This is a genomic window from Vibrio cholerae (assembly GCF_008369605.1).
GTDB lineage: Bacteria > Pseudomonadota > Gammaproteobacteria > Enterobacterales > Vibrionaceae > Vibrio > Vibrio cholerae.
On sequence record NZ_CP043554.1, the window covers coordinates 2,460,515 to 2,483,464 of the forward strand.

At 48.1% G+C, this 22,950-nt stretch carries 20 protein-coding genes; 10 read left to right on the forward strand and 10 right to left on the reverse strand.

Annotated elements, in window-relative coordinates:
• The first annotated feature begins 314 nt into the window (after positions 1 to 314).
• Entirely contained in the window at positions 315 to 1,727 is a 1,413-nt protein-coding gene (pykF, locus tag F0316_RS11425; RefSeq protein WP_000751457.1) for a pyruvate kinase PykF, read from the forward strand.
• 532 nt (positions 1,728 to 2,259) lie between these two features.
• Here the strand turns inward: pykF and F0316_RS11430 are convergent.
• Both F0316_RS11430 and F0316_RS11435 read right to left on the reverse strand, forming a co-directional pair.
• Positions 2,260 to 2,955, reverse strand: coding sequence for an oxidative stress defense protein (locus tag F0316_RS11430; protein ID WP_000764703.1), 696 nt, complete (start codon positions 2,953 to 2,955; stop codon positions 2,260 to 2,262).
• A gap of 100 nt (positions 2,956 to 3,055) precedes the next feature.
• Complete coding sequence (locus F0316_RS11435; protein WP_001214483.1) at positions 3,056 to 3,952, reverse strand: LysR family transcriptional regulator ArgP; 897 nt, start codon at positions 3,950 to 3,952, stop codon at positions 3,056 to 3,058.
• A gap of 164 nt (positions 3,953 to 4,116) precedes the next feature.
• On the opposite strand from F0316_RS11435, the gene F0316_RS11440 reads away from it, so the two are divergent.
• Entirely contained in the window at positions 4,117 to 4,752 is a 636-nt protein-coding gene (locus F0316_RS11440; RefSeq protein ID WP_149560492.1) for a LysE/ArgO family amino acid transporter, read from the forward strand.
• 63 nt (positions 4,753 to 4,815) lie between these two features.
• Here the strand turns inward: F0316_RS11440 and mscS are convergent, their stop codons facing one another.
• The 5 genes from mscS to F0316_RS11470 all read right to left on the reverse strand — a co-directional run bounded on the left by mscS (position 4,816) and on the right by F0316_RS11470 (position 11,654).
• On the reverse strand, positions 4,816 to 5,679 hold the full coding sequence (gene mscS, locus F0316_RS11445) for a small-conductance mechanosensitive channel MscS (RefSeq protein ID WP_000896746.1): 864 nt from the start codon (positions 5,677 to 5,679) through the stop codon (positions 4,816 to 4,818).
• 295 nt (positions 5,680 to 5,974) lie between these two features.
• Positions 5,975 to 7,051, reverse strand: a complete 1,077-nt coding sequence (fbaA, locus tag F0316_RS11455; protein ID WP_000034368.1) for a class II fructose-bisphosphate aldolase — start codon at positions 7,049 to 7,051, stop codon at positions 5,975 to 5,977.
• A gap of 155 nt (positions 7,052 to 7,206) precedes the next feature.
• Positions 7,207 to 8,370, reverse strand: a complete 1,164-nt coding sequence (locus tag F0316_RS11460) for a phosphoglycerate kinase (RefSeq protein WP_114771788.1) — start codon at positions 8,368 to 8,370, stop codon at positions 7,207 to 7,209.
• 148 nt (positions 8,371 to 8,518) lie between these two features.
• A complete protein-coding gene (epd, locus tag F0316_RS11465) occupies positions 8,519 to 9,544 on the reverse strand; it encodes an erythrose-4-phosphate dehydrogenase (RefSeq protein ID WP_000946626.1) in 1,026 nt (341 codons plus the stop codon).
• 151 nt (positions 9,545 to 9,695) lie between these two features.
• A complete protein-coding gene (locus F0316_RS11470) occupies positions 9,696 to 11,654 on the reverse strand; it encodes a ligand-gated channel protein (protein WP_149560493.1) in 1,959 nt (652 codons plus the stop codon).
• A gap of 144 nt (positions 11,655 to 11,798) precedes the next feature.
• Between F0316_RS11470 and F0316_RS11475 the strand changes: the two genes are divergently transcribed.
• Positions 11,799 to 12,695, forward strand: coding sequence for a LysR family transcriptional regulator (locus F0316_RS11475; RefSeq protein WP_001153532.1), 897 nt, complete (start codon positions 11,799 to 11,801; stop codon positions 12,693 to 12,695).
• A 71-nt stretch (positions 12,696 to 12,766) separates the two neighbouring features.
• Here F0316_RS11475 and tkt read toward each other — a convergent pair whose 3' ends face one another.
• Complete coding sequence (gene tkt, locus F0316_RS11480) at positions 12,767 to 14,764, reverse strand: transketolase (protein ID WP_172626022.1); 1,998 nt, start codon at positions 14,762 to 14,764, stop codon at positions 12,767 to 12,769.
• 364 nt (positions 14,765 to 15,128) lie between these two features.
• Here tkt and metK point away from each other — a divergent pair, with 364 nt between their 5' ends.
• The 7 genes from metK to ruvX all read left to right on the forward strand — a co-directional run bounded on the left by metK (position 15,129) and on the right by ruvX (position 20,661).
• Entirely contained in the window at positions 15,129 to 16,286 is a 1,158-nt protein-coding gene (metK, locus tag F0316_RS11485; protein ID WP_000985183.1) for a methionine adenosyltransferase, read from the forward strand.
• A gap of 121 nt (positions 16,287 to 16,407) precedes the next feature.
• Positions 16,408 to 16,896, forward strand: coding sequence for a SprT family zinc-dependent metalloprotease (locus F0316_RS11490; RefSeq protein WP_000251287.1), 489 nt, complete (start codon positions 16,408 to 16,410; stop codon positions 16,894 to 16,896).
• A 127-nt stretch (positions 16,897 to 17,023) separates the two neighbouring features.
• Complete coding sequence (xds, locus tag F0316_RS11495; protein WP_149560494.1) at positions 17,024 to 17,719, forward strand: extracellular deoxyribonuclease Dns; 696 nt, start codon at positions 17,024 to 17,026, stop codon at positions 17,717 to 17,719.
• A gap of 138 nt (positions 17,720 to 17,857) precedes the next feature.
• On the forward strand, positions 17,858 to 18,589 hold the full coding sequence (gene rsmE / locus F0316_RS11500) for a 16S rRNA (uracil(1498)-N(3))-methyltransferase (RefSeq protein ID WP_001222497.1): 732 nt from the start codon (positions 17,858 to 17,860) through the stop codon (positions 18,587 to 18,589).
• Positions 18,590 to 18,602: 13 nt separating this feature from the next.
• Positions 18,603 to 19,559: a glutathione synthase gene (gene gshB, locus F0316_RS11505; RefSeq protein ID WP_000593313.1), complete on the forward strand. Its 957-nt coding sequence runs from the start codon at positions 18,603 to 18,605 to the stop codon at positions 19,557 to 19,559.
• A 35-nt stretch (positions 19,560 to 19,594) separates the two neighbouring features.
• The gene (locus F0316_RS11510; protein ID WP_001054771.1) at positions 19,595 to 20,158 is read left to right on the forward strand and encodes a YqgE/AlgH family protein; all 564 of its coding nucleotides are present in this window, start codon (positions 19,595 to 19,597) and stop codon (positions 20,156 to 20,158) included.
• An 80-nt stretch (positions 20,159 to 20,238) separates the two neighbouring features.
• On the forward strand, positions 20,239 to 20,661 hold the full coding sequence (gene ruvX / locus F0316_RS11515) for a Holliday junction resolvase RuvX (RefSeq protein WP_000091867.1): 423 nt from the start codon (positions 20,239 to 20,241) through the stop codon (positions 20,659 to 20,661).
• A gap of 37 nt (positions 20,662 to 20,698) precedes the next feature.
• Here the strand turns inward: ruvX and tyrS are convergent, their stop codons facing one another.
• Positions 20,699 to 21,979 carry a tyrosine--tRNA ligase gene (gene tyrS / locus F0316_RS11520; protein WP_149560495.1) on the reverse strand — a complete coding sequence of 427 codons (1,281 nt, stop codon included), beginning with the start codon at positions 21,977 to 21,979 and terminating at the stop codon, positions 20,699 to 20,701.
• Positions 21,980 to 22,087: 108 nt separating this feature from the next.
• On the reverse strand, positions 22,088 to 22,885 hold the full coding sequence (locus F0316_RS11525; RefSeq protein WP_002051047.1) for a helix-turn-helix transcriptional regulator: 798 nt from the start codon (positions 22,883 to 22,885) through the stop codon (positions 22,088 to 22,090).
• Positions 22,886 to 22,950 lie beyond the last annotated feature (65 nt).

The window sequence follows — 22,950 nt, forward strand, 5'->3', positions numbered from 1 at the left end:
GACAATTCTTAGACAGTGATATTACTGTCATTCAGTGGTAGAATTCGGCCTCGAAAAGAAAAAAAATTACAGAATTGAGTAAAAATAACGCCCATAGCCCGCGCCATATTGCCGCTAACTGGCGATTTTTCTGAAATTTTTGATCAAACAGTCAGTCATAAAATGACTAAATCTGTTGAAAGACTTTCAGTTTTGGAGTGCTGTGAACTCGTGAGCTAGACTTGGCAATTGACGAAATAAAGTTGCTACTGCCGAGAACACTTCAAAACCACCACCAACTTCAAAATCATTTTGTTTATCGGAGAAACTCTTCCATGAAAAAGACCAAAATCGTATGTACGATTGGCCCAAAAACTGAGTCTGTAGAGAAACTGACTGAGCTTGTAAACGCTGGCATGAATGTTATGCGTCTCAACTTCTCTCACGGTGACTACGTTGAGCACGGCACTCGTATCACTAACTTCCGTAAAGTGATGGAAGTGACCGGTAAACAACTGGCGATCCTACTGGATACTAAAGGTCCAGAGATCCGTACTATCAAGCTGGAAAACGGTGACGATGTGGATCTGGTCGCAGGCCAAGAGTTCACTTTCACAACTGACACGAAAGTTGTTGGTAACAAAGAGCGCGTAGCAGTCACTTACTCTGGTTTTGCAAAAGACCTGAACGTGGGCAACCGTATTCTGGTTGACGACGGTCTTATCGAGATGGAAGTACTGGCGACCACTGACACTGAAGTGAAGTGTAAAGTTCTGAACAACGGCGCTCTGGGTGAAAACAAAGGTGTTAACCTGCCAGGCGTTTCTGTCAATCTGCCAGCGCTGTCTGAAAAAGACAAAAACGACCTGAAATTTGGTTGTGAGCAAGGCGTTGATTTCGTTGCTGCCTCTTTCATCCGTAAAGGTTCTGACGTGAAAGAAATCCGTGAAGTATTAGCTTCTCACGGCGGTCAAAACATTCAAATCATCTCTAAAATCGAAAACCAAGAAGGCTTGGACAACTTCGATGAGATCCTTGAGCTGTCTGACGGCATCATGGTTGCACGTGGCGACCTAGGTGTAGAAATCCCAGCAGAAGAAGTTATCTTCGCTCAAAAGATGATGATCGAGAAATGTAACCGTGCACGTAAAGTGGTTATCACGGCGACGCAAATGCTGGATTCAATGATCAAGAACCCACGTCCAACTCGCGCAGAAGCGGGCGACGTTGCGAACGCGATCATGGATGGTACTGATGCTGTAATGCTTTCTGGCGAAACAGCAAAAGGTAAGTACCCAGTTGAAGCGGTGAAGATCATGGCGCAAATCGCTGAGCGTACTGATCCTGTACTGAAAGCAGAACTGGGGTCACGCCTAGACAGCCCACGTCTACGTATCACTGAAGCCGTATGTAAAGGTGCAGTAGACACCGCTGAGAAACTGGCAGCGCCACTGATCATCGTAGCAACTGAAGCGGGTAAATCTGCTCGTTCAGTTCGTAAGTACTTCCCAACGGCTAACATTATTGCAGTCACCACCAACAAGAAAACAGCAGCTCAGTTAGTGCTTTCTAAAGGTGTAACGCCAGTTGTGGTTGACGCGATTGACAACACTGACGCTTTCTACCACCTAGGTAAAGAGATTGCGCTGCAATCTGGCCTTGGCAAGAAAGGCGACATCGTAGTGATGGTTTCAGGCGCACTGGTTGCTTCTGGCACAACGAACACTGCATCAGTACACGTACTGTAATCGGACGAATGCGACGGCCTCGCCTCGCTGAAAACGATATAAAAACGGAGCCCAATGGGCTCCGTTTTTTATTACCACCCGAAAAACTCTTTGTGATGAGTATTGAGCAAAAGCACCATAGGTAGAAAATAAAGTGCGCTGAGCTTAATGCCTAATACCAACAAACAGCCAATCGTTAGTCTGACCAGAAGATGATTCAACATACACTGCCTCTCAGTTGCTCAGTGTGTTTGATTCCCTATGCCTAAGCACCACAGAAAGTAACTGTCACTTTCTTTCAATCAATGAGCATTATTGATGAAAAGGTCAGCAGTTTACTTATTACTCAGTCTAGCTCAATAAATCAGCAATATTAGACTTTAGTCTAACTGTAATGAAAAAATGACAAACGGTCATTTTTAAATAAATACAATAAGATAGAAAAAGCCGCCCATCTCGAAAAGCGGCTTTGTATAAAATATGAATAAAAATCAGCAAATAGGGGCGACTTTCGTCGCCCCCACTTTTCATCATTATTCTGGCTTAACATTGGCTATGGTGCCAACTTATATACCACATCCACTCGATCACGAATCACCAAGGAAGACTCTTGATAGGTATCTGCCACATCCATTTTTTCGCTTAGATTCGCCGCTCGCATCATGATCGGCTCAACACTTGGCGTGTTGTAGTCTATCCGCCAAACGCCTTCTAAGCGGCGCTCAAATCCCTTAGCTAGAGACTGAGCTTTGAGCTTGGCATCTTCAATCGCCGCCATACGCGCTTGCTGCTGGTATTTCTCTTGATCACGCACCTTCAATTGAATGCTATTGACTTGATTGATACCAGACTCTAACGCGATATCCAGATACTGATTCAGCTTACTCACCTCTTCGACCCTTACGGTAATCGAGCGAGAAGCTTGATAGCCCACTAACTCTGGCTTACCGTTTGCTGGATAGTGATATTGCGGGTTGATGTACAGATTTGAGCTCGAGATATTCTGCTGTGCGACACCGGATTTCACCAATTTTGAGGTGAATTCCGTTACCGCCTTATCCACTGCCGCTTTCGCTTGTTCCGCATTCATTGTCGATTCAACAACCTTCACGGAAAACTCCGCCATATCAGGTACAGCAGTCACTTCACCATAACCTGAAGTCGAAATATGTGGAAAATCCCATTCCTGTGCAAAGGTAGGGCTTGAAAGAACAGAGAGCAGTAAAACCACCGGTGCAAATAATTTCATCGTTTCGATCCTTAATGTCATCGACTGCCCACATCATAAGCGAAGCAGTGCATAGATTCAGTCTCTACGCATAAAAATTACACAACTTTGACTCGGTCAATTATTGGGGTAGTACGCTTTTCGCATAAGCGGTGATCGCTTCGCTAATTTCAAGTAAGACGCCCGTTTCAAGCTGCCAATGATGCCAAAAAATCGGATATGACAGCATAAAATCAGGCGTCATATTGATGAGAGCACCACTTTCCAATTCCGAAATGATCTGCAAACGTGGGATCAAACAGTAAGCCGCGCCAGAAAGCGCTAAACGGACAAAAGCTTCTGAGCTGCCAACCGTGTGGTTGATGACTTTATCACGTGGTACAGCAAAGTAATCCCATAAGAATTTATTGTGCAATTCGTCATATTGATCGTAAGACACCGCAGGCGCTTTGATTAATGAACGCGGGGTGACCCCCTTAGCAAAGTATTTTTGATAGAACTCAGGGCTTGCAACGCACAGATACTCCATCTGACCCAAATACTCAGCACTACACCCAGTGATCGGTTGTGGCTCCAAACTGATTGCACCGACCACTTCACCATTTTTGAGCTTATCGAGGGTACGTGACTCACCATAAATCACCAGATTCAATTCCACTTGGCGGCTTTTCATTACCTTATCCAGCGCCGGTAACAACCAAGTGGCTAGGCTATCTGCATTGGTCGCAATCGACATAGAAACCGGGCGAACATGCTCTTGGTTCGTCAACTCCGGAACCAACTCTTGTTCGATTAAACAGACTCGTCGATAGAGCCCAAGCAACTTTTTGCCAACCAAGGTTGGCCTTGGTGGCTGCTCTCGGATCAACACTGGCTGAGCTAAGTATTTTTCTAACTGTTTAATCCTTTGTGAGACAGCAGATTGGGAGATAAAGAGCTGCTCAGCCGCTCGTTCAAAACTGCCTTTACTCACAACACTATCTAGAGCTTCAATCCACCGATAATCCAGACCACGCATTGCTTTCCTTATCCATTTATTAGCCTTATTAATATGATATTAAAATCATTAATTATACTTATCCACCTCAAATTATTATCTTGCTCAGCCTATCCCTTCGATCTGACGTTGCAACTTCAAATCGGAACGAAATCACACTCCAATCATGCGGTATGAGGTAAAAAATGAACTGGTGGATTCTGCTACAAGGATTCAGCTTAGGAGCGACCATGATTATTCCCATTGGTGCTCAAAATGCTTATGTATTAAATCAAGGGATTAAACGTCATCACCACTTAACCACTGCAGCCACTTGTGGGGTGCTGGATATGATTTTTATCACGCTGGGGATTTTTGGCGGTGGTGCTCTCATCTCGCAAAATACCAGCTTGTTAATTGGTGTCACTTTGGCTGGAATTCTTTTTCTGTGTGGTTATGGGTTTCTTTCTTTGCGTGCTGCGCTCAAACCGCCCCAAGCATCTGAATCCACGGCAAATCCGATGGCTGCAGGACGTAAAGCGGTCATTTTTGGTGCCTTTGCGGTCACTGTGTTTAACCCGCATCTCTATTTGGATACCGTGGTGATCTTAGGGTCAATCGGAGGCCAATTCCAAGGTGATGAGCGTATCTCATTTGCCATTGGTACCATTCTCGCCTCATTCGTGTGGTTTTTTACTCTTTCACTCGGAGCAGCAAAATTGAGCACCACACTCTCTAAACCTAGAGTCAGACAAGTGATTGATATGGCAGTCGCCGCGATGATGTTCATTATTGCCTTCGCGTTGACTAAGAACTTATATCTCAATTACTGGTTAAATTAAGCTATTACCGACAAAAAAGCGGAGTAAACACTCCGCTTTGGTATTTTGTATATAGCAAAACCATTAATTGATTTTGTTCAGATGCACATCCATTTGTGGGAATGGAATTTCGATACCATTGGCATCCAGCGCTTCTTTGATCGCTTGCATTGAATCAAAGTACACCGCCCAGTAGTCCGCAGTTTTACACCATGGACGTACCACAAAGTTGATTGATGAATCCGCCAAAGTCAGCACACCAATTGTCATATCTGGATCTTTGAGGATACGAGGATCTTTTTCCAGCGTCTCACGCAGAACACGTTTGGTTTTCTGCAGATCAGACTTGTAAGAAACCCCAATCACCATGTCGACACGACGCGTTTCGTGACGTGAATAGTTAGTAATAGCGCCGCCAATGACCGCCGAGTTTGGTACCACAACCATTTTATTATCTGGGCTTTTCAGGACAGTTTGGAAAATTTGGATAGAATCAACCGAGCCGGCGACGCCACCAATTTCTACATAATCACCGGATTTGAATGGGCGGAATGCCACAATCAGTACACCGGCTGCAAAATTAGACAACGAACCCTGTAGAGCCAAACCAACGGCCAGACCCGCAGCACCAATCACAGCGACAACCGACGCAGTTTGCACACCAATACGACTCAACGCCGCAATCAACACAATAATAAACAGCGTGTAACGAACAAGACCGTGGATAAAGTCTACGACAGCCTTATCCATCTCTTTCTTTTTCAATACATTCGCCACACTACCTGCAACCCCTTTAACCACAAGGTTACCGATAAATAGGATCAGAATAGCGGAAATCACATTCACGCCGTACTGAATCAAAAGATCCGAATTATTGGTTAACCAAGTATTCACTTGGTTAAAACTTTCGACGATAGGCACTTCAACACCAATCGATTCACCAGCCATAGTGTATTCCTCTTACAAGTAATCAAAAAATTAGCGGAAATAATGAGAAATGATAGACATCCCACTCAAATAACCACCAAAAGTCAGAATTTTGGCAAAATAGCGCATACTTAACGCTTCGCAAAGTCAAAGTTTGGTAAATAATGACAAAACAGAAGGTTACGTATTATTTGCTACGCTCCCGTTACAGGTTAAACAATATTCGATCTCTCTGCTACCCATCCCACTGAGACTGCATAAAAAAAGAAACCCGCACTTGGCGGGTTTCTTCATTCAATCGAATTCGAAATACGAATTACAGTACGTCGATCGCGTTCAGATCAGAGAACGCTTTCTCTAGGCGAGCAACCATGGCTGCTTGACCAGCACGTAGCCATACGCGTGGATCGTAGTACTTCTTGTTCGGTGCATCTTCACCGGTTGGGTTACCGATTTGACCTTGCAGGTAGTCATGGTTTTTCGCTTCGTATTGACGAATACCATCCCATGTTGCCCATTGAGTATCAGTATCGATGTTCATTTTGATCACGCCGTAAGAGATTGACTCACGGATCTCTTCCAGAGAAGAACCTGAACCGCCGTGGAATACGAAGTTCAGAGAGTTTTCTGGCAGACCAAACTTCTCAGAAACGTATTTTTGAGAATCACGTAGGATAGTTGGAGTCAGAACCACGTTACCTGGCTTGTAAACGCCGTGTACGTTACCGAAAGAAGCCGCGATAGTGAAACGGTGGCTGATTGCGTTCAGTTTCTCGTAAGCGTATGCCACGTCTTCTGGAGAAGTGTACAGCTCAGAAGAATCCATATCTGAGTTATCAACGCCGTCTTCTTCACCGCCAGTACAACCCAGTTCGATCTCCAGAGTCATGTTCATTTTCGCCATGCGCTCTAGGTATTTTGCAGAGATCTCGATGTTCTCTTCCAGAGACTCTTCAGACAGGTCAATCATGTGTGAAGAGAACAGTGGTTTGCCGGTTTCTGCGAAGTGTTTTTCACCCGCGTCTAGCAGACCGTCGATCCAAGGTAGTAGGTTTTTCGCTGCGTGGTCAGTGTGCAGAATCACTGGAACGCCGTAAGCTTCCGCTACAGTGTGAACATATTTCGCACCCGCGATCGCGCCCAGAATTTGTGCTTGTTGACCTTCAAGTTTCAGACCTTTACCAGCAAAGAATGCTGCGCCGCCGTTAGAGAACTGCACGATAACAGGCGCTTTCACTTTTGCTGCTGCTTCTAGAACGCCGTTTACAGAGTCAGTACCTACACAGTTTACTGCTGGAAGTGCAAAGCCATTTTGTTTTGCTACTTCAAAAACTTTCTGTACGTCATCACCAGAGATAACACCAGGTTTTACAAAATCAAAGATCTTAGACATGGATGGAATCCTATTTTCTGTCGTTTTAAAAAATAAAAACGGTAAGTTTCAATTCTTGCAAACGTTTGCTCACCAATCGCGGCATTCTACCAAACAAATGCTCGCCTTGCAGCAAACAAGAAAGCGGGAGTCTTCCCCCCGCTCTCATTCGATTATTACGCTTTAGCGCGTGCTTCCAGCATTTCTACTGCAGGCAGTTTTTTGCCTTCAACGAACTCAAGGAACGCGCCGCCACCAGTAGAGATGTAAGAAACATCGGCTTTGATGCCAAACTTGTCGATCGCCGCTAGCGTGTCACCGCCACCTGCAACAGAGAAGCCTTCTGATTGTGCGATCGCTTCTGCGATACCACGAGTACCCGCTTCAAAGTTCTTGAATTCGAATACGCCTACTGGGCCGTTCCACAGGATAGTTTTCGCGTTTTTCAGGATCTCAGCCAGTTCAGCCGTTGAGTTTGGACCCAAGTCGAAAATCATGTCGTCATCTTGAACTTCAGAAACGTGTTTGATTTCGGCTTCTGCGTTCTCATCGAAAGCTTTGGCACAAGCTACGTCAGTCGCCACAGGAATCGCGCACTCTTCCATCAGTTTTTTCGCTGTTTCAACAAGGTCAGCTTCATACAGAGATTTACCTACGTTGTGACCCGCTGCAGCGATGAAGGTGTTCGCAATACCACCGCCAACCACCAGTTGGTCAGCAATTTTTGACAGTGACTCAAGTACAGTCAGCTTAGTTGATACTTTTGAACCACCAACGATAGCTACCATTGGGCGAGCTGGTTTGTCCATCGCTTTGCCTAGCGCTTCAAGTTCGTCAGCCAGTAGAGGGCCTGCACAAGCGATAGGAGCAAACATACCAACACCGTGAGTAGAAGCTTGAGCACGGTGCGCAGTACCAAACGCATCCATCACGAATACGTCACACAGTGCCGCGTATTTCTTAGACAGCGCTTCTTCGTTTTTCTTTTCGCCTTTGTTGAAGCGAACGTTTTCCAGAACAACCAGTTCACCTGCGTTCAGTTCAATGCCGTCTAGGTAATCTTTCACTAGGCGAACTTCGCAATCGAGAGCATCGTTCAGGTAGTTAACCACAGGCAGTAGAGAGAACTCTTCAGCGTACTCACCTTCCGTTGGACGACCTAGGTGAGAAGTGACCATTACTTTCGCGCCCGCTTCCAAGCAGTGCTTAATGGTAGGTAGTGATGCAAGGATACGTGCATCAGAAGTCACTTTGCCGTCTTTTACTGGTACGTTCAGGTCAGCACGGATAAATACGCGTTTACCTGCAAGATCCAGGTCAATCATCTTGATTACAGACATGATTTGTCCTCTCAAACTATTTAAAGAAATGAAAATTCTGCAACTCGGCGACCCTGCCGAGTCGGTAAAATCTTAGCTGTTTACCGATATGGGGATGCGTCCTTCTGGTTTCAATGTTCAAACCTGATTTGAAGTGCATGCTTAACCGCTACTGCGTGGCCTGCATTGCCAATGCGGTATCTAACATCCGGTTGGCAAAGCCCCATTCGTTATCACACCAAACGAGCATTTTTACTAACTGCCCGTTACTGACTCTCGTTTGTGTCCCATCCACAATCGCGCTGTGCGGATCGTGGTTAAAATCGATGGAAACCAAAGGCGCTTCAGTATAGTCAACAATGCCACGTAATGTACACTGAGATGCGTTCACAATGGTTTGATTTACGTCATTAACTTTCACATTTGATTTAATTGTGACACTTAAATCCATCGCGGTCACATTTACTGTCGGTACACGCACCGAAATCGCTTCAAATTTGTTAGAAAATTTCGGAAATATTCTTTCAATACCTTTATGCAACTTAGTATCAACGGGAATGATCGATTGACTGGCCGCTCGTGTGCGTCGTAAGTCATTATGATACGCATCAATTACTTGTTGATCGTTCATCGAGGAATGGATGGTGGTGATGGTGCCAGAATCAATGCCGAATGCGTCATCCAATACCTTGATGATGGGCACAATGCAGTTGGTGGTACAAGAGCCGTTAGAGACGATTTTATGCTCAGCAGTGAGCGTCTCATGATTCACGCCATAGATGATGGTGTTGTCGAGATCGCTAGCACCAGGATGGGAAAATAAAACTAACTTCGCGCCCGCATCAATATGTTGCTGACCATCCTCTTGGCAACCATACACACCTGTACAGTCGAGGACTAAATCCACGCCTAAATCACGCCAAGGTAAGAGCGGAATTTCCGAAAGATGCAGAATGCGGATTGAGTCATACTCACCATTTTGATGGTGAACATAGATATGCTGCTGATCATGGCTGATTTTTTTGCCAAAGCGACCGTGGCTAGTATCGTACTGCAGGAGGTGTGCCATCGCATCTGGCTTGGCAAGCTCGTTCACCGCAACCACTTGAATGCGGTCACGTTTACCACTTTCATACACTGCACGTAATACGTTACGCCCAATGCGCCCAAAGCCGTTAATTGCTACCCTCAGCATCGTATCTCGCCTATCGCTCTCAGATTGGTTGGCAATAGTAACCGATACTCTAAGCTTTGGCACGGCGATCCTGTGCAATAAATGATTCCACCGCCGATCGCAAAACAAACAGAGGATTGGCGCTGCCGCCAATCCTCTGAACCTCTAACAATTAGAAGGCGATGTCTAAGCCCAACCAGTAGCGGCGGCCATCTTCTACATAGCCATACTCCGCGTAATTCACCTCTTGATCAAACAGGTTGTACACCGCAGCTTTAATCGTTGCAGTATCGGTGAGTGCGTAAGTCACGCCAGTATCGATAAAGGTGTAGCTTGGCGCGATGAAATCATCGTTCGACGCCCCACCTTCCGGCTGCATCTCCTTGCCACGATAGTTGAGGTTAGCCCAACTATTGAGGCGATCTGTGGTTTGCCAGCTCAAGTTGGCATTGAACAGATGTTTAGGTAACTGCAGTAGCGGACGGCCAGCAAAATTCCCTGATTTTTGCTCCGAATGGGTGTACGTGTAGCTAGACGATAACTCAACGCTTTCGGTAATCGGCAGACTTAACGTAGCTTCTGCACCATAGGTTTCCGCTTCATCAATATTCACACGATAAGTAGGAGCTGCACCCCATTGGTTTGCTCCATCGGTACAAATATTGGTCGGACAAGCGACGCGAGTGATTTTATCTTTAAAATCATTATGGAAAGCGGTCAACGATGCCGCCAGACCTGAGCCTGTGCTATACATCAAACTCAGTTCTTTGTTCACCGATGTTTCAGGTTTGAGATCTGGGTTGCCATAAATATTACCGCCCTTACTCACTTGTCCCCAATCCGGCGTCACTTCACGTAACTGCGGTGCACGGAAGCCAGTAGAAACACCGCCTTTTACTGTCCATAGAGGATCGAGATTCCATACGCCATACACACGTGGGCTGAAGTGGCTGCCGTAGTTTTTATCATGATCCAGACGGCCACCAAAGGTCAGGCGGAATTGCTCTGCAAACGCCCATTCATCTTCAATGAATCCCGCCCATTGAGTGTTCGAGATATGCGTGCGAGACGAAATTTTGTTGGAGGTTTTATCCTCTAAACTTTCGTGTTTACCTTCCACACCAAAGCTCAACATATGCTCACCAATAGGAGCCACTAACGTGGATTTGAACACCGTATTATCAATGTTCATCTCACGAGATTTATTGGTGTTCTCTTCATATTGCAGATAAGTATCAGACTGCCCAACATCCTGCCAATCCCCTTGGTGAGAAACGGCAACATGGTTGCGACGATACTGGTTATCGGTATTGCTGCATGTACCGCGACATCCGCTGGATTGCGCCGACTTGCCCACGTTATTTTCGCGATCTTGGGCTGATACACCGGCTTCCAGTTGCAATTGATGATCTGGATTAAGCTGGTAGTTGAGCTTTGAGGTTAAGCTGCGCAGTGATTTATCGCCGTAACCATGCTCAATTTCGTCTTCATCGCGTTGCGTGGTTTGCCCGTAGACTTGCAGCGATAGAGCATCACTTAAAGGTCCTGTTACGAAGAAATTAGCGCTTTGTTCATCGCCTGAGGCGCGATTTTCTTGCACCACGGTCGATAGCTGCACATTGCCTGACCACTGCTGCTGATCTTTACGAGTGATGATGTTGATCACGCCGCCAATCGCATCCGAGCCGTACAGCGTAGACATTGGGCCACGGATCACCTCGATACGTTCAATCGCTTGCAGTGGCGGTAACCAACCTTGCTCAATGCCCGGGCCATCGCTGTTTGGGCGGGTCTGGCGTGAGGTTTGGCGCTTACCATCCACCAAGATAAGGGTATAGTTTGAACCCATACCACGAATGCTGATGTCGGTAGTATCGCCCCCTCCGGTGACTGTCACACCCGGTACGCTTTTTAGCGCATCGGTCACATCACGGTAATAGCGAGATTCCAGATCTTCTCTTGAAATCACACTGATACTGGCTGGCGCATTTTGAATCACTTGCGCGTATCCCGCCGCAGTGACCACCATGGTTTCATCCGTTTTCGTCGCGTCTTGAGCAAAAGCGCTAGCCGAAAACATTAAGCCTAGTGTCACAGATAAACTGACGGGGGATGGATTGAATCTGGACATTTACCACTCCTTTAAATGATAATTATTCTTAATTTCAGAAGCGGATTATTCATATATTCTGTACTGGAGATAGATCGACACATGGAATAGTTCGGTCCAAATATGGAACGTCTGTGGTAATTATTCTTTAAGGGTCAAATACCTATGCAAGATCTCAGCGCCGTAAAAGCTTTCCATGCGCTTTGCCAACATAAGAGCCTGACTGCCGCTGCCAAAGCGCTTGAACAACCTAAATCCACCCTGAGTCGCCGTTTGGCGCAACTTGAAGAGGACTTGGGACAAAGCTTGTTGATGCGTCAAGGCAACCGCTTAACGCTCACCAAAGCGGGAGAAGTGTTTGCGGTTTACTCGGAGCAGCTACTTGAACTGGCCAATAAAAGTCAGGAAGCGTTGCAAGAATTGAACAATCAAGTGACTGGCGAACTCACGCTGGTGGTACACCCCAATTTGATCCGCGGCTGGCTCAGCCAAGTACTGGATGAGTTTATGCAGCAGCATTCGACATTGAAGATCCGTCTACTCAGCCAGTTTCAACACAGTGATGAGGTGTTTGAGCCCGATTTGATCATTTGGATTGAACACGCCGCCCCCATGGGTTATCGCAAAGAACGCTTAGGCTATTGGCGCTATGCCACTTACGCCTCTCCCAAATATTTGGCCCATCGAGATAAACCGACCCATCCTCGTGAGTTGATTCATCACCCATGGATTGATTTTATTGCTTGTCGGCGCGCGGAGCTTGAACTGCACCATCCAGAGTTTGGCAGTTATTCACTGCCAGCACTAGAGAGTCGTTTACAAAGCGATAATCTTGCCATGCAAGCCGATGCGATTGCTAAAGGTCGTGGTATTGGTTTGCTTCCCACTTGGTTTGCCAATGGTTTTGAAACGGCGCATCCGGGCAGCCTCATTCCTTGCGTCAACGGATGGCAATCACAGCCAACAGAAATCAACTGCTTCTATCCGCTCGGTCGTCACCCACTTCGGCTGCGCCTATTTATTGATGCGCTCCGCCAAGCAAGGCCCGATGAGTGGCAATAAAAAATCCCGCCGCAGCGGGATTTTTTATCATCGATTTTTCTTTGCGTAACAAAGAAATAAATCGCTTTTAATTACGCCAGCAGTTCTTTGGCTTGTTTCACCACATTTTCAGTCGTGAAGCCAAACAGTTTGAACAGCTCACCCGCTGGTGCTGATTCACCGAAGCTAGTCATACCGATGATGCGACCACCAAAGCCAACGTACTTGTACCAGAAGTCGGCAATGCCCGCTTCAATCGCGATACGTTTGGTCACTGCCGCTGGCAGTACTGCTTCACGGTAAGCGGCATCTTGCTTATCAAATGCATCGGTCGATGGCATAGAGACCACGCGAACCGCTTTGCCTTCGGCGCTCAGTTGCTCGTAAGCGGCAACCGCGAGTTCCACTTCAGAGCCGGTCGCAATCAGGATAAGCTCAGGTTGACCTGAACAGTCTTTCAGGATGTAACCACCTTTAGCGATGTTCGCGACTTGCTCTGCACTGCGTGGTTGCTGCGCGAGGTTTTGACGCGAGAAAATCAGCGCAGATGGCGCATCTTTACGCTCGATGGCCAGTTTCCATGCCATCGCTGATTCCACTTGGTCACATGGACGCCATGTGCTCATGTTTGGTGTCATACGCAGAGAAGCGATTTGCTCAACCGGTTGGTGAGTTGGGCCATCTTCACCCAGACCGATAGAGTCATGCGTGTACACTTGGATGTTTTGCACTTTCATCAGTGCTGCCATACGCATCGCGTTACGCGCGTATTCCATAAACATCAGGAAGGTTGCACCGTAAGGGACAAAACCGCCGTGCAGCGCGATACCGTTGATGATGGCCGTCATACCAAACTCACGCACACCGTAGTGGATGTAGTTGCCTGACGCATCTTCTGCTGTCAGTGACTTAGAGCCAGACCACATGGTGAGGTTAGAAGGCGCCAAGTCAGCAGAACCACCCATAAATTCTGGCAGCAGTTTGCCGAACGCTTCCAGCGCATTTTGTGATGCTTTACGCGATGCGATGTTGGCAGGGTTAGCTTGCAGGTTAGCGATAATCTCGCTGGTTGCGGCTTCCCAATTCGCTGGCAGCTCGCCCGCTACGCGGCGTTTGTATTCAGCAGCTTCGGCTGGGTAAGCTTTCGCGTAAGCGGCGAATTTCTCATTCCAAGCGGCTTCTTTGCTTGCGCCTGCTTGTTTTGCATCCCACGCTGCGTAGATGTCCGCTGGGATTTCAAACGGAGCGTGTTCCCAACCCAAGAATTCACGTGCAGCTTTGATTTCATCGTTGCCCAGAGGCGCGCCGTGACAGTCGTGTGAGCCCGCTTTGTTTGGAGAGCCGAAACCGATGATGGTTTTGGTACAAATCAGCGTTGGGCGAGAGGTTTCTGCTTTCGCCGCTTCAATCGCAGCGTTAATCGCATCTGCATCGTGACCATCAACCGCAGGGATGACATGCCAGCCGTACGCTTCAAAACGTTTTGGCGTGTCGTCTGAGAACCAGCCTTCTACGTGACCGTCGATAGAAATACCGTTGTCATCCCAGAATGCAATCAGTTTGCCAAGGCCAAGTGTGCCTGCTAGTGAACACGCTTCGTGCGAGATACCTTCCATCAAACAGCCATCACCCATAAACACATAAGTGAAGTGGTCAACGATGTCGTGACCCGGTTTGTTGAACTGCGCCGCCAGAGCTTTTTCAGCAATCGCCATACCTACGGCATTGGTGATGCCTTGGCCGAGTGGGCCAGTGGTAGTTTCGATGCCCGGTGCGTAACCGTATTCTGGGTGACCCGGTGTTTTGGAATGCAGTTGACGGAAGTTTTTCAAATCGTCAATCGACAGCTCGTAACCGCTCAGGTGCAGCAGCGAGTAAATCAGCATAGAGCCGTGGCCGTTAGACAGCACAAAGCGGTCGCGGTCAGCCCAATTTGGGTTTTGCGGGTTGTGGTTTAAGTGTGAACGCCACAGCACTTCGGCGATATCCGCCATGCCCATTGGGGCTCCCGGGTGGCCAGAGTTAGCTTTTTGAACGCCGTCCATGCTCAGGGCACGGATAGCATTGGCAAGTTGTTTGCGAGAAGACATGTCGACTCCTAAATGGGAAGTAAGCGAAATGAATGGATGCGGAAAATCAGTGGCGGCTATTGTCGCAAAGCCCCCCTGCTGCTGCAAACGATTTACTGGTGCTTTGCTCCGATTTTGTCACACTTTTTAGCACATTCTCGCTTTGTAGTGGCAAAGCTGACTTTTTTAAGCAAACGTTTGGTTATGCGCTAAATAGAAAAAGAGCTTGTAATTTGAGCGCCCGACACTAGAATAGCCGTCTAGATGTAGAAACGCCTACAAAATGTACGAAATTGATCGATAACGTCATTACCTCTAAGCGACTCAAACCATAGGTCGGGAAGAACTGAGACGTTAGCGAATAACCACAAATATTGGAGCTATCATGGCGATTAAGCACTTGTTTACTTCAGAATCGGTATCAGAAGGCCATCCAGATAAAATTGCAGACCAGATCTCTGATGCAGTGTTGGACGCGATTTTTGAGCAAGATCCTAAAGCTCGCGTTGCTTGCGAAACTTACGTAAAAACTGGCATGGTGATGGTGGGCGGTGAAATCACGACTTCCGCTTGGGTTGATATCGAAGAGATTACTCGTCAAACCGTTCGTGAAATTGGTTACGTGCACTCAGACATGGGCTTTGATGCCAACTCTTGTGCGGTACTGAACACCATCGGTAAGCAATCGCCAGACATCAACCAAGGTGTTGATAAAGCCGATCCTAAAGAGCAAGGAGCGGGCGACCAAGGCATCATGTTTGGTTATGCAACCAACGAAACTGAAGTGCTGATGCCAGCACCGATCACCTACGCGCATCGTCTGATGCAGCGCCAAGCTGAAGTTCGTAAAAATGGCACGCTGCCATGGCTGCGTCCTGATGCGAAATCTCAGGTGACCTTCCAGTATGACCAAGGCAAGATCGTAGGTATTGATGCTGTAGTTCTGTCGACTCAACACAGTGATTCAATCTCTACCGCAGATCTGCGTGAAGCGGTGATGGAAGAGATCATCAAGCCAGTTCTGCCAGCAGAATGGTTGAGCAAAGAGACCAAATACTTCATCAACCCAACCGGTCGTTTTGTGATTGGTGGCCCAATGGGTGACTGTGGTCTGACCGGTCGTAAGATCATCGTTGATACCTACGGCGGCGCAGCGCGTCACGGTGGTGGTGCATTCTCTGGTAAGGATCCATCCAAGGTTGACCGTTCAGCGGCTTACGCAGCACGTTATGTTGCGAAAAACATCGTTGCGGCGGGTATGGCTGATCGTTGTGAAATCCAACTCTCTTATGCTATCGGTGTCGCGGATCCAACGTCGATCATGGTGGAAACTTTCGGTACTGAGAAAGTGTCGCAAGAGATCATCATTGAAGCCGTTCGCCAGTTCTTCGACCTGCGTCCATACGGTCTGCAAGAGATGCTGAACCTGCTGCAACCTATCTACAAGAAAACGGCAGCTTACGGTCACTTCGGCCGTGAAGAGTTCCCTTGGGAAGCCACCGACAAAGCCGCGCTACTGCGTGACTTCGCAGGTCTAAAGTAAGCATTATTTCAACTCATCGCTGACAAACGGCGAGGATTGCAATACAGTTCAAGGCCCTTTCTCATGAAAGGGCCTTTTTTATGAGTTCGATGACAGAGTTTTTAGAGGTAGACATTCGCTAATGGTTCGTTTTGATCTGCACTGCCAAGCTGAGCAGAAAATCAAACAATGTATCGCTACCGCCAGCGAGGCTTTGCAGCGCCCCTTTAAACTGCCCAAACTCAATTACCGTTTACGTGGACGCGCTGCCGGTAAGGCCTATTTGCAGCTGTGGGAAATCCGCCTTAATCCGGTGCTGTTTGCCGAAAACGTCGATGACTTCCTCCAGCAAGTGATCCCACACGAAATCGCCCATCTGATTACGTATCAGCTTTATGGCCGAGTACGTCCACACGGCGTCGAATGGCAACAAGTGATGAGCCAAGTCTTTAAGCTTGAGCCAAAAACCACTCACACCTTTTCTGTCGCTTCAGTACAGGGCAAAACCTTCCATTACCGTTGTGCGTGTCGTGAATACCCGCTCACCATTCGTCGCCACAATAAAGTGCTGCGTGGTGAAGCCACCTATCGCTGTCAAAGCTGCCAACAAAACTTGATCTACCAAGCCTAACCTTTGATTGGCTGAGACCACTTCTATAGGCTTTGCCTTGCTCTCGCCCAAAACTAACAAAAGCATCAACGACAAAGGCAATTTATGAGTGTTAAACTGATAAAAAACCTACTTATCTACGTCTTTTATGATGATTTTTCGTTTCGTTACCACGCTTGCTGCTAGCTTACCTCTACTCTCCTTTGCCGCCCCCATGTCTTTTAGTCATGCCAAAAATGAAGCGGTGAAGATTTATCGTGATCATCCGGTCTCTTTTTACTGCGGCTGCGAGATTCGCTGGCAAGGCAAAAAAGGCATCCCGGATCTGGAGAGTTGCGGCTATCAAGTGCGTAAAAATGAGAATCGTGCTTCGCGGATTGAATGGGAACATGTGGTGCCGGCTTGGCAATTTGGTCATCAGTTGCAATGCTGGCAACAAGGTGGCCGTAAAAACTGCACTCGTACTAGCCCTGAGTTCAATCAGATGGAAGCCGATCTGCACAACCTCACTCCGGCGATTGGCGAAGTGAATGGCGATCGATCCAACTTCAGTTTTAGTCAGTGGAATGGAATTGATGGCGTCACCTACGGCCAGTGCGAAATGCAAGTAAACTTCAAAGAGCGCACTGCCATGCCGCCAGAGCGTGCTCGCGGGGCGATTGCGCGTACATATCTGTACATGAGTGAGCAGTACGGTTTGCGCCTTTCCAAAGCGCAAAACCAATTAATGCAGGCGTGGAACAATCAGTATCCGGTCAGCGAATGGGAATGTGTGCGTGACCAAAAGATCGAAAAAGTGCAAGGCAACTCGAACCGCTTTGTGCGTGAACAATGCCCGAACTGAGGGGCAGAATCTCACCCTGCCCCCTTGTATTTTGCCCAACTTGCATCCATGTTAGAGGCCAGATATCCCTCTTCCAACTGAAGTTACCGCTTTACGTTGGAAGACGGTAACCTCGTTTAATGATTAGGAATTATCCGCATGCGCATCCCTCGAATTTATCATCCAGAACCGATCCACCAGCTTGGCACCGTTGCCCTGAGTGAAGATGCCGCAGGGCATATCGGTCGCGTATTGCGTATGCAAGCTGGGCAAGAAGTGCTGCTGTTTGATGGTTTTGGGGCTGAATTCCCAGCCGTGATCAGTGAAGTTGGCAAAAAACAGGTATTGGTCAATATCACTGAGCGCGTAGAAAACAGCATTGAATCGCCGCTCGATCTGCATCTTGGCCAGGTGATTTCACGCGGCGATAAGATGGAATTCACCATCCAAAAATCGGTGGAATTGGGCGTCACTACCATCACCCCTCTGCTTTCTGAGCGTTGTGGCGTGAAGCTGGATGAAAAACGCTTCGAGAAGAAGATCCAGCAGTGGCAGAAAATTGCGATCAGCGCTTGCGAGCAGTGTGGCCGTAATACCGTACCGGAAATCCGTCCGATTATGGATCTCGAAGCTTGGTGCGCAGAGCCCACCGAGGCACTGAAACTCAATTTGCATCCGCGCGCTAAATACTCGATCAACACCTTACCCACCCCAGTGAGCAAAGTTCGTTTGCTGATTGGCCCTGAAGGCGGCTTGTCAGCGGAAGAAATTGATATGACTCGCCGTTACCAGTTTGAAGAAACCTTGTTAGGCCCACGCGTACTGCGCACAGAAACGGCAGCTCTAACAGCGATAACTGCACTACAAGTTCGTTTCGGCGATCTTGGCTAAATGGAGATAAACCATGATTAAACTCGGTATTGTGATGGACCCTATCGCGTCCATTAACATCAAAAAAGATTCCAGCTTTGCCATGATGCTTGAAGCGCAGCGTCGCGGTTATGAAATCCATTATATGGAGATGAATGATCTACACTTAGAGCAAGGTGTGGCACTGGCCGATACTAAAGTTGTCGAGCTGAAAGAAGATCCGAGCGGTTGGTACCAATTCAAATCTGAGCAAACCATCGCACTTTCTGAATTGGATGCGATTTTAATGCGTAAGGATCCGCCGTTCGACACCGAATACATCTACGCAACCTACATTTTGGAGCGCGCGGAAGATGAAGGCGTATTAGTGGTGAACAAACCACAAAGCCTGCGCGATTGTAATGAAAAACTGTTCACCGCTTGGTTCCCTGAGCTTACGCCGATCACTATGGTGACGCGCAAAGCCGAGAAGATTAAAGCCTTCCGTGAACAGCACGGGGATGTGATCTTAAAACCCCTCGATGGTATGGGCGGCGCTTCGATTTTCCGCGTTAAAGAGGGCGATCCAAACCTCTCAGTGATCATCGAAACCTTAACCAACCACGGCCAGAATTACTGCATGGCGCAGACCTTTGTGCCAGATATCAGCAACGGTGATAAACGCATTTTGGTGGTCGATGGTGAACCTATGCCTTACTGCTTGGCGCGTATCCCCGCCAAAGGGGAAACCCGCGGTAACTTGGCGGCCGGCGGTCGTGGTGAGCCACGCCCACTGAGTGAAACCGATAAGAAAATTGCCCTAGCGGTCGCACCGACTCTCAAAGAGAAAGGGCTGCTGTTTGTAGGCTTAGATGTCATTGGCGATAAACTGACCGAAATTAACGTTACCAGCCCAACCTGCATTCGAGAGATTGAAGCTGCGTACGATATTTCCATCACAGGCAAGCTGATGGATGCCATTGAGCGTCGCTTAAAAGCGACGGCGATGTGAGCAACCATAGCAGTGACATAGAGGTTGGACACAGTATGAATCTTACCAATCATTTTCTGGTTGCCATGCCAAGCATGAAGGATCCTTACTTCAAGCGCAGCGTGATTTATATTTGCGAGCACAACCAAGATGGTGCGATGGGGTTAATGATCAATGCGCCGATCGATATTACGGTCGGCGGCATGCTCAAGCAGGTCGATATTGAGCCCGCTTACCCACAATCGCACCAAGAGAGTTTGAAAAAGCCGGTGTTCAATGGTGGTCCGGTGTCGGAAGATCGTGGGTTTATTCTGCATCGTCCGCGCGATCACTACGAATCGAGCATGAAGATGACCGATGACATCGCCGTCACCACCTCGAAGGATATTCTCACTGTACTGGGTACCGAGGCGGAGCCTGAAGGCTACATTGTCGCGCTGGGCTATTCGGGTTGGTCTGCTGGCCAGTTAGAGGTGGAGCTCACCGAAAACTCGTGGCTCACCATAGAAGCGGATCCTGAGCTGATTTTTAACACGCCCGTGCATGAGAAATGGCAAAAGGCTATTCAAAAACTCGGCATCTCCCCTGCGCAGCTTTCCAGCGACGCCGGACACGCCTAACCATATCCAAGGCTGCGCTCACGCAGCCTCATTTTTACTGTCATTTTTTATTGAACATTTTTTATTAAAAGAGAAATCGCATGTCACGTACCGTTATGGCCTTTGATTACGGCACCAAAAGCATTGGCAGTGCAATCGGTCAAGAGATCACGGGCACGGCGTCTCCGCTGAAAGCGTTTAAAGCCAATGATGGCATCCCGAATTGGGATGAAATTGCAAAGCAGATCAAAGAGTGGCAACCCAATTTATTGATTGTTGGCCTGCCTACCGATCTGCACGGCAAAGATCTGGACACCATCACCCCGCGCGCAAAGAAATTCGCTCAGCGTTTGCATGGCCGTTTTGGTTTGCCCGTAGAACTGCATGATGAGCGTCTTTCCACCACTGAAGCGCGCGCAGAGCTGTTCGCCATGGGCGGTTACAAAGCACTGAGCAAAGGCAATGTGGACTGCCAATCGGCGGTGATCATTCTAGAGAGTTGGTTTGAAAGTCAGTGGGGCTAACCCCACTGCTTTTCTTGGCCGAGTAGAATCGCTGTGATTACTCAGCCAAACCTTCCAATTTGATCAAAGCAAACTGCTTCTTACCGCGTTGCAACACATAGTAGCGATCAAACAGAGCAAAGCCGGATAACACACCCTCTTGCTGTACTCGCTCACCATTGACGCGAATCGCCCCATTCTCCAGCCACTCGCGCGCTTGGCGCTTAGAACTGGCTAAACCTGAGCTAAGCAGAAAATCGAGTAAGGAATCGGTGCGTGATGCCGCCACACAAGGCAAACCATCCAGCTCTAACTGAGCCAACTCACTCAAGCTGAGATAGCTGACATCGCCGCTAAACAGCGCTTGAGTAATCCGCTGCGCCGCGGCGAGTCCCTCTTCACCATGCACAAAACGGGTCACGTGCTCTGCCAAAATCTGCTGCGCTTGTGGCTTGCCTGCACGTAACGCATCGGCTTGACGGATTTCCTCAATCTCAGCGGTACTCAAAAAGGTGTAATACGCCAAGAAACGGTACACATCCGCATCATCACTGTTTAACCAAAACTGGTAGAAACGATACGGCGAGGTTTTGCTGCTCTCTAGCCACACGGCACCACTTTCAGTTTTACCAAATTTAGTGCCATCGGATTTGGTAATGAGCGGCAGAGTTAAACCACACACCTCAGCCCCATTCAGGCGACGGGTCAAATCAATTCCGCTGACAATATTGCCCCACTGATCATTACCACCAATTTGCAGTGTGCAGCCAAACTCACGATTGAGATGCGCAAAGTCATAAGATTGCAGCAAAGAGTAACTGAACTCAGTAAAAGAGATGCCTTGATCCGGACGCGCCAAACGCTGCTTTACCGATTCACGATTGATCATGGCATTGACGGAAAAGTGCTTGCCCACATCGCGGAAAAAATCGATCAGATTGATCTTGCCGATCCAATCAGCATTATTGACGGTCATCAGCGATGCGCAGTTTTCGCTCTGTGAGGCCATCAATTGCGTGATTTGCTGGCTTAAATCACTCACCCACTGCTGCACAGTTTGCGCACTATTGAGCACCCGCTCGTTGGCTTTGAAGCTTGGATCGCCAATCATGCCTGTGGCACCCCCGATAAGCGCAATCGCTTGGTGTCCGGCGTTTTGAAAACGCTTAAGCATCAGCAGTGGCACCAAATGGCCGATGTGCAAACTGCCTGCAGTGGGATCAAAACCGCAATACAGCACTTGCGGTGTTGAAAAGCGCTCAACCAGCGCCTCCAGAGGTGTGCTTTGCGCGATCAAACCGCGCTGCTGTAAATCATCAAAAAGTTGCTGTGAATTCATTCTGCCTCCCAAAAGTCTTGGCAAGCAGAGTAACCAACTTTAAACCTGAGGCGCGATGTCCCTAAAGGGACAATCTTGGTAATTGATGACCGAAGGAAGAGAGACAGCCTAATCCGCGGCTGCGCCAATCAGATGATTGAGAAACAGTTGAAACAGCTCGCTTAACGAGCTGACATGCAGCTGCGCATAGATGCGTTTACGATGATTTTTGACTGTGCCGTGGCTGATGGCCAGTGCCTCGGCAATCTCTTGTGAGTCTAAACCTTGGATGAGCAGTGCAGTGATCTCCTGCTCACGCGGGCTTAAACGCTGCGCGCCAAAACTCTGGATCGCCTGTTCAACCCAATTGCGTAACTCTTGGCTTGGCTGCGCACTTTCCGCTAACCGCAGTGGCTGCTGCTGCCAATGCTGCTGACACAAGGCTTGCAATACCGTAAACCGTTGCTGCAACGCGGCTATCTGTTCACGAGGAAAAGAGCGCGGCTTAAAGCAGCCGAGATACACCACAATCGCACGCTCGCCATCAAGATTGACCACCAAACTCACTTCATCTTGCCAACCGGTTTGCGCATAAAACTGGTGTTGATAGGCTTTTTGCTGTGGATTGAGCGGCATTAAATCGGAAAGATGAAACACCCCTGAGCGCGTGTTGTGCTGCAAAGCGCTATAGAAAGGATCATCAAGATAAGCATGAGTCAGATAACGCTGAAACAGCAGCTCACGCTGGGTCGAGAGCGAGTCATACAGATAAATCGGATGTTTGTTGGGACGATAGCCCAAGATCACCGCGCAATCAAAATCGGCAATACAGCGTAGCACTGCCACAAGATGCGACGTAAATTGCGGCGTCTTTAACGCCGCAATCGCGTCACCTAATGCGAGATATTCTTGAGTCGTGATCGGCATGCGCACTCCACCCATTCAGCCGAGAAAGTGGCAGTATGCCCAATCCAGACTCGAAGCTCTATCCC

What these genes read in the sequence shown, in the direction of transcription:
- pykF (WP_000751457.1), top strand. Translation starts at nt 315, where the DNA reads ATGAAAAAGACCAAAATCGTATGTACGATTGGCCCAAAAACTGAGTCT.
- F0316_RS11430 (WP_000764703.1), bottom strand. Translation starts at nt 2,955, where the DNA reads ATGAAATTATTTGCACCGGTGGTTTTACTGCTCTCTGTTCTTTCAAGC.
- F0316_RS11435 (WP_001214483.1), bottom strand. Translation starts at nt 3,952, where the DNA reads ATGCGTGGTCTGGATTATCGGTGGATTGAAGCTCTAGATAGTGTTGTG.
- F0316_RS11440 (WP_149560492.1), top strand. Translation starts at nt 4,117, where the DNA reads ATGAACTGGTGGATTCTGCTACAAGGATTCAGCTTAGGAGCGACCATG.
- mscS (WP_000896746.1), bottom strand. Translation starts at nt 5,679, where the DNA reads ATGGCTGGTGAATCGATTGGTGTTGAAGTGCCTATCGTCGAAAGTTTT.
- fbaA (WP_000034368.1), bottom strand. Translation starts at nt 7,051, where the DNA reads ATGTCTAAGATCTTTGATTTTGTAAAACCTGGTGTTATCTCTGGTGAT.
- F0316_RS11460 (WP_114771788.1), bottom strand. Translation starts at nt 8,370, where the DNA reads ATGTCTGTAATCAAGATGATTGACCTGGATCTTGCAGGTAAACGCGTA.
- epd (WP_000946626.1), bottom strand. Translation starts at nt 9,544, where the DNA reads ATGCTGAGGGTAGCAATTAACGGCTTTGGGCGCATTGGGCGTAACGTA.
- F0316_RS11470 (WP_149560493.1), bottom strand. Translation starts at nt 11,654, where the DNA reads ATGTCCAGATTCAATCCATCCCCCGTCAGTTTATCTGTGACACTAGGC.
- F0316_RS11475 (WP_001153532.1), top strand. Translation starts at nt 11,799, where the DNA reads ATGCAAGATCTCAGCGCCGTAAAAGCTTTCCATGCGCTTTGCCAACAT.
- tkt (WP_172626022.1), bottom strand. Translation starts at nt 14,764, where the DNA reads ATGTCTTCTCGCAAACAACTTGCCAATGCTATCCGTGCCCTGAGCATG.
- metK (WP_000985183.1), top strand. Translation starts at nt 15,129, where the DNA reads ATGGCGATTAAGCACTTGTTTACTTCAGAATCGGTATCAGAAGGCCAT.
- F0316_RS11490 (WP_000251287.1), top strand. Translation starts at nt 16,408, where the DNA reads ATGGTTCGTTTTGATCTGCACTGCCAAGCTGAGCAGAAAATCAAACAA.
- xds (WP_149560494.1), top strand. Translation starts at nt 17,024, where the DNA reads ATGATGATTTTTCGTTTCGTTACCACGCTTGCTGCTAGCTTACCTCTA.
- rsmE (WP_001222497.1), top strand. Translation starts at nt 17,858, where the DNA reads ATGCGCATCCCTCGAATTTATCATCCAGAACCGATCCACCAGCTTGGC.
- gshB (WP_000593313.1), top strand. Translation starts at nt 18,603, where the DNA reads ATGATTAAACTCGGTATTGTGATGGACCCTATCGCGTCCATTAACATC.
- F0316_RS11510 (WP_001054771.1), top strand. Translation starts at nt 19,595, where the DNA reads ATGAATCTTACCAATCATTTTCTGGTTGCCATGCCAAGCATGAAGGAT.
- ruvX (WP_000091867.1), top strand. Translation starts at nt 20,239, where the DNA reads ATGTCACGTACCGTTATGGCCTTTGATTACGGCACCAAAAGCATTGGC.
- tyrS (WP_149560495.1), bottom strand. Translation starts at nt 21,979, where the DNA reads ATGAATTCACAGCAACTTTTTGATGATTTACAGCAGCGCGGTTTGATC.
- F0316_RS11525 (WP_002051047.1), bottom strand. Translation starts at nt 22,885, where the DNA reads ATGCCGATCACGACTCAAGAATATCTCGCATTAGGTGACGCGATTGCG.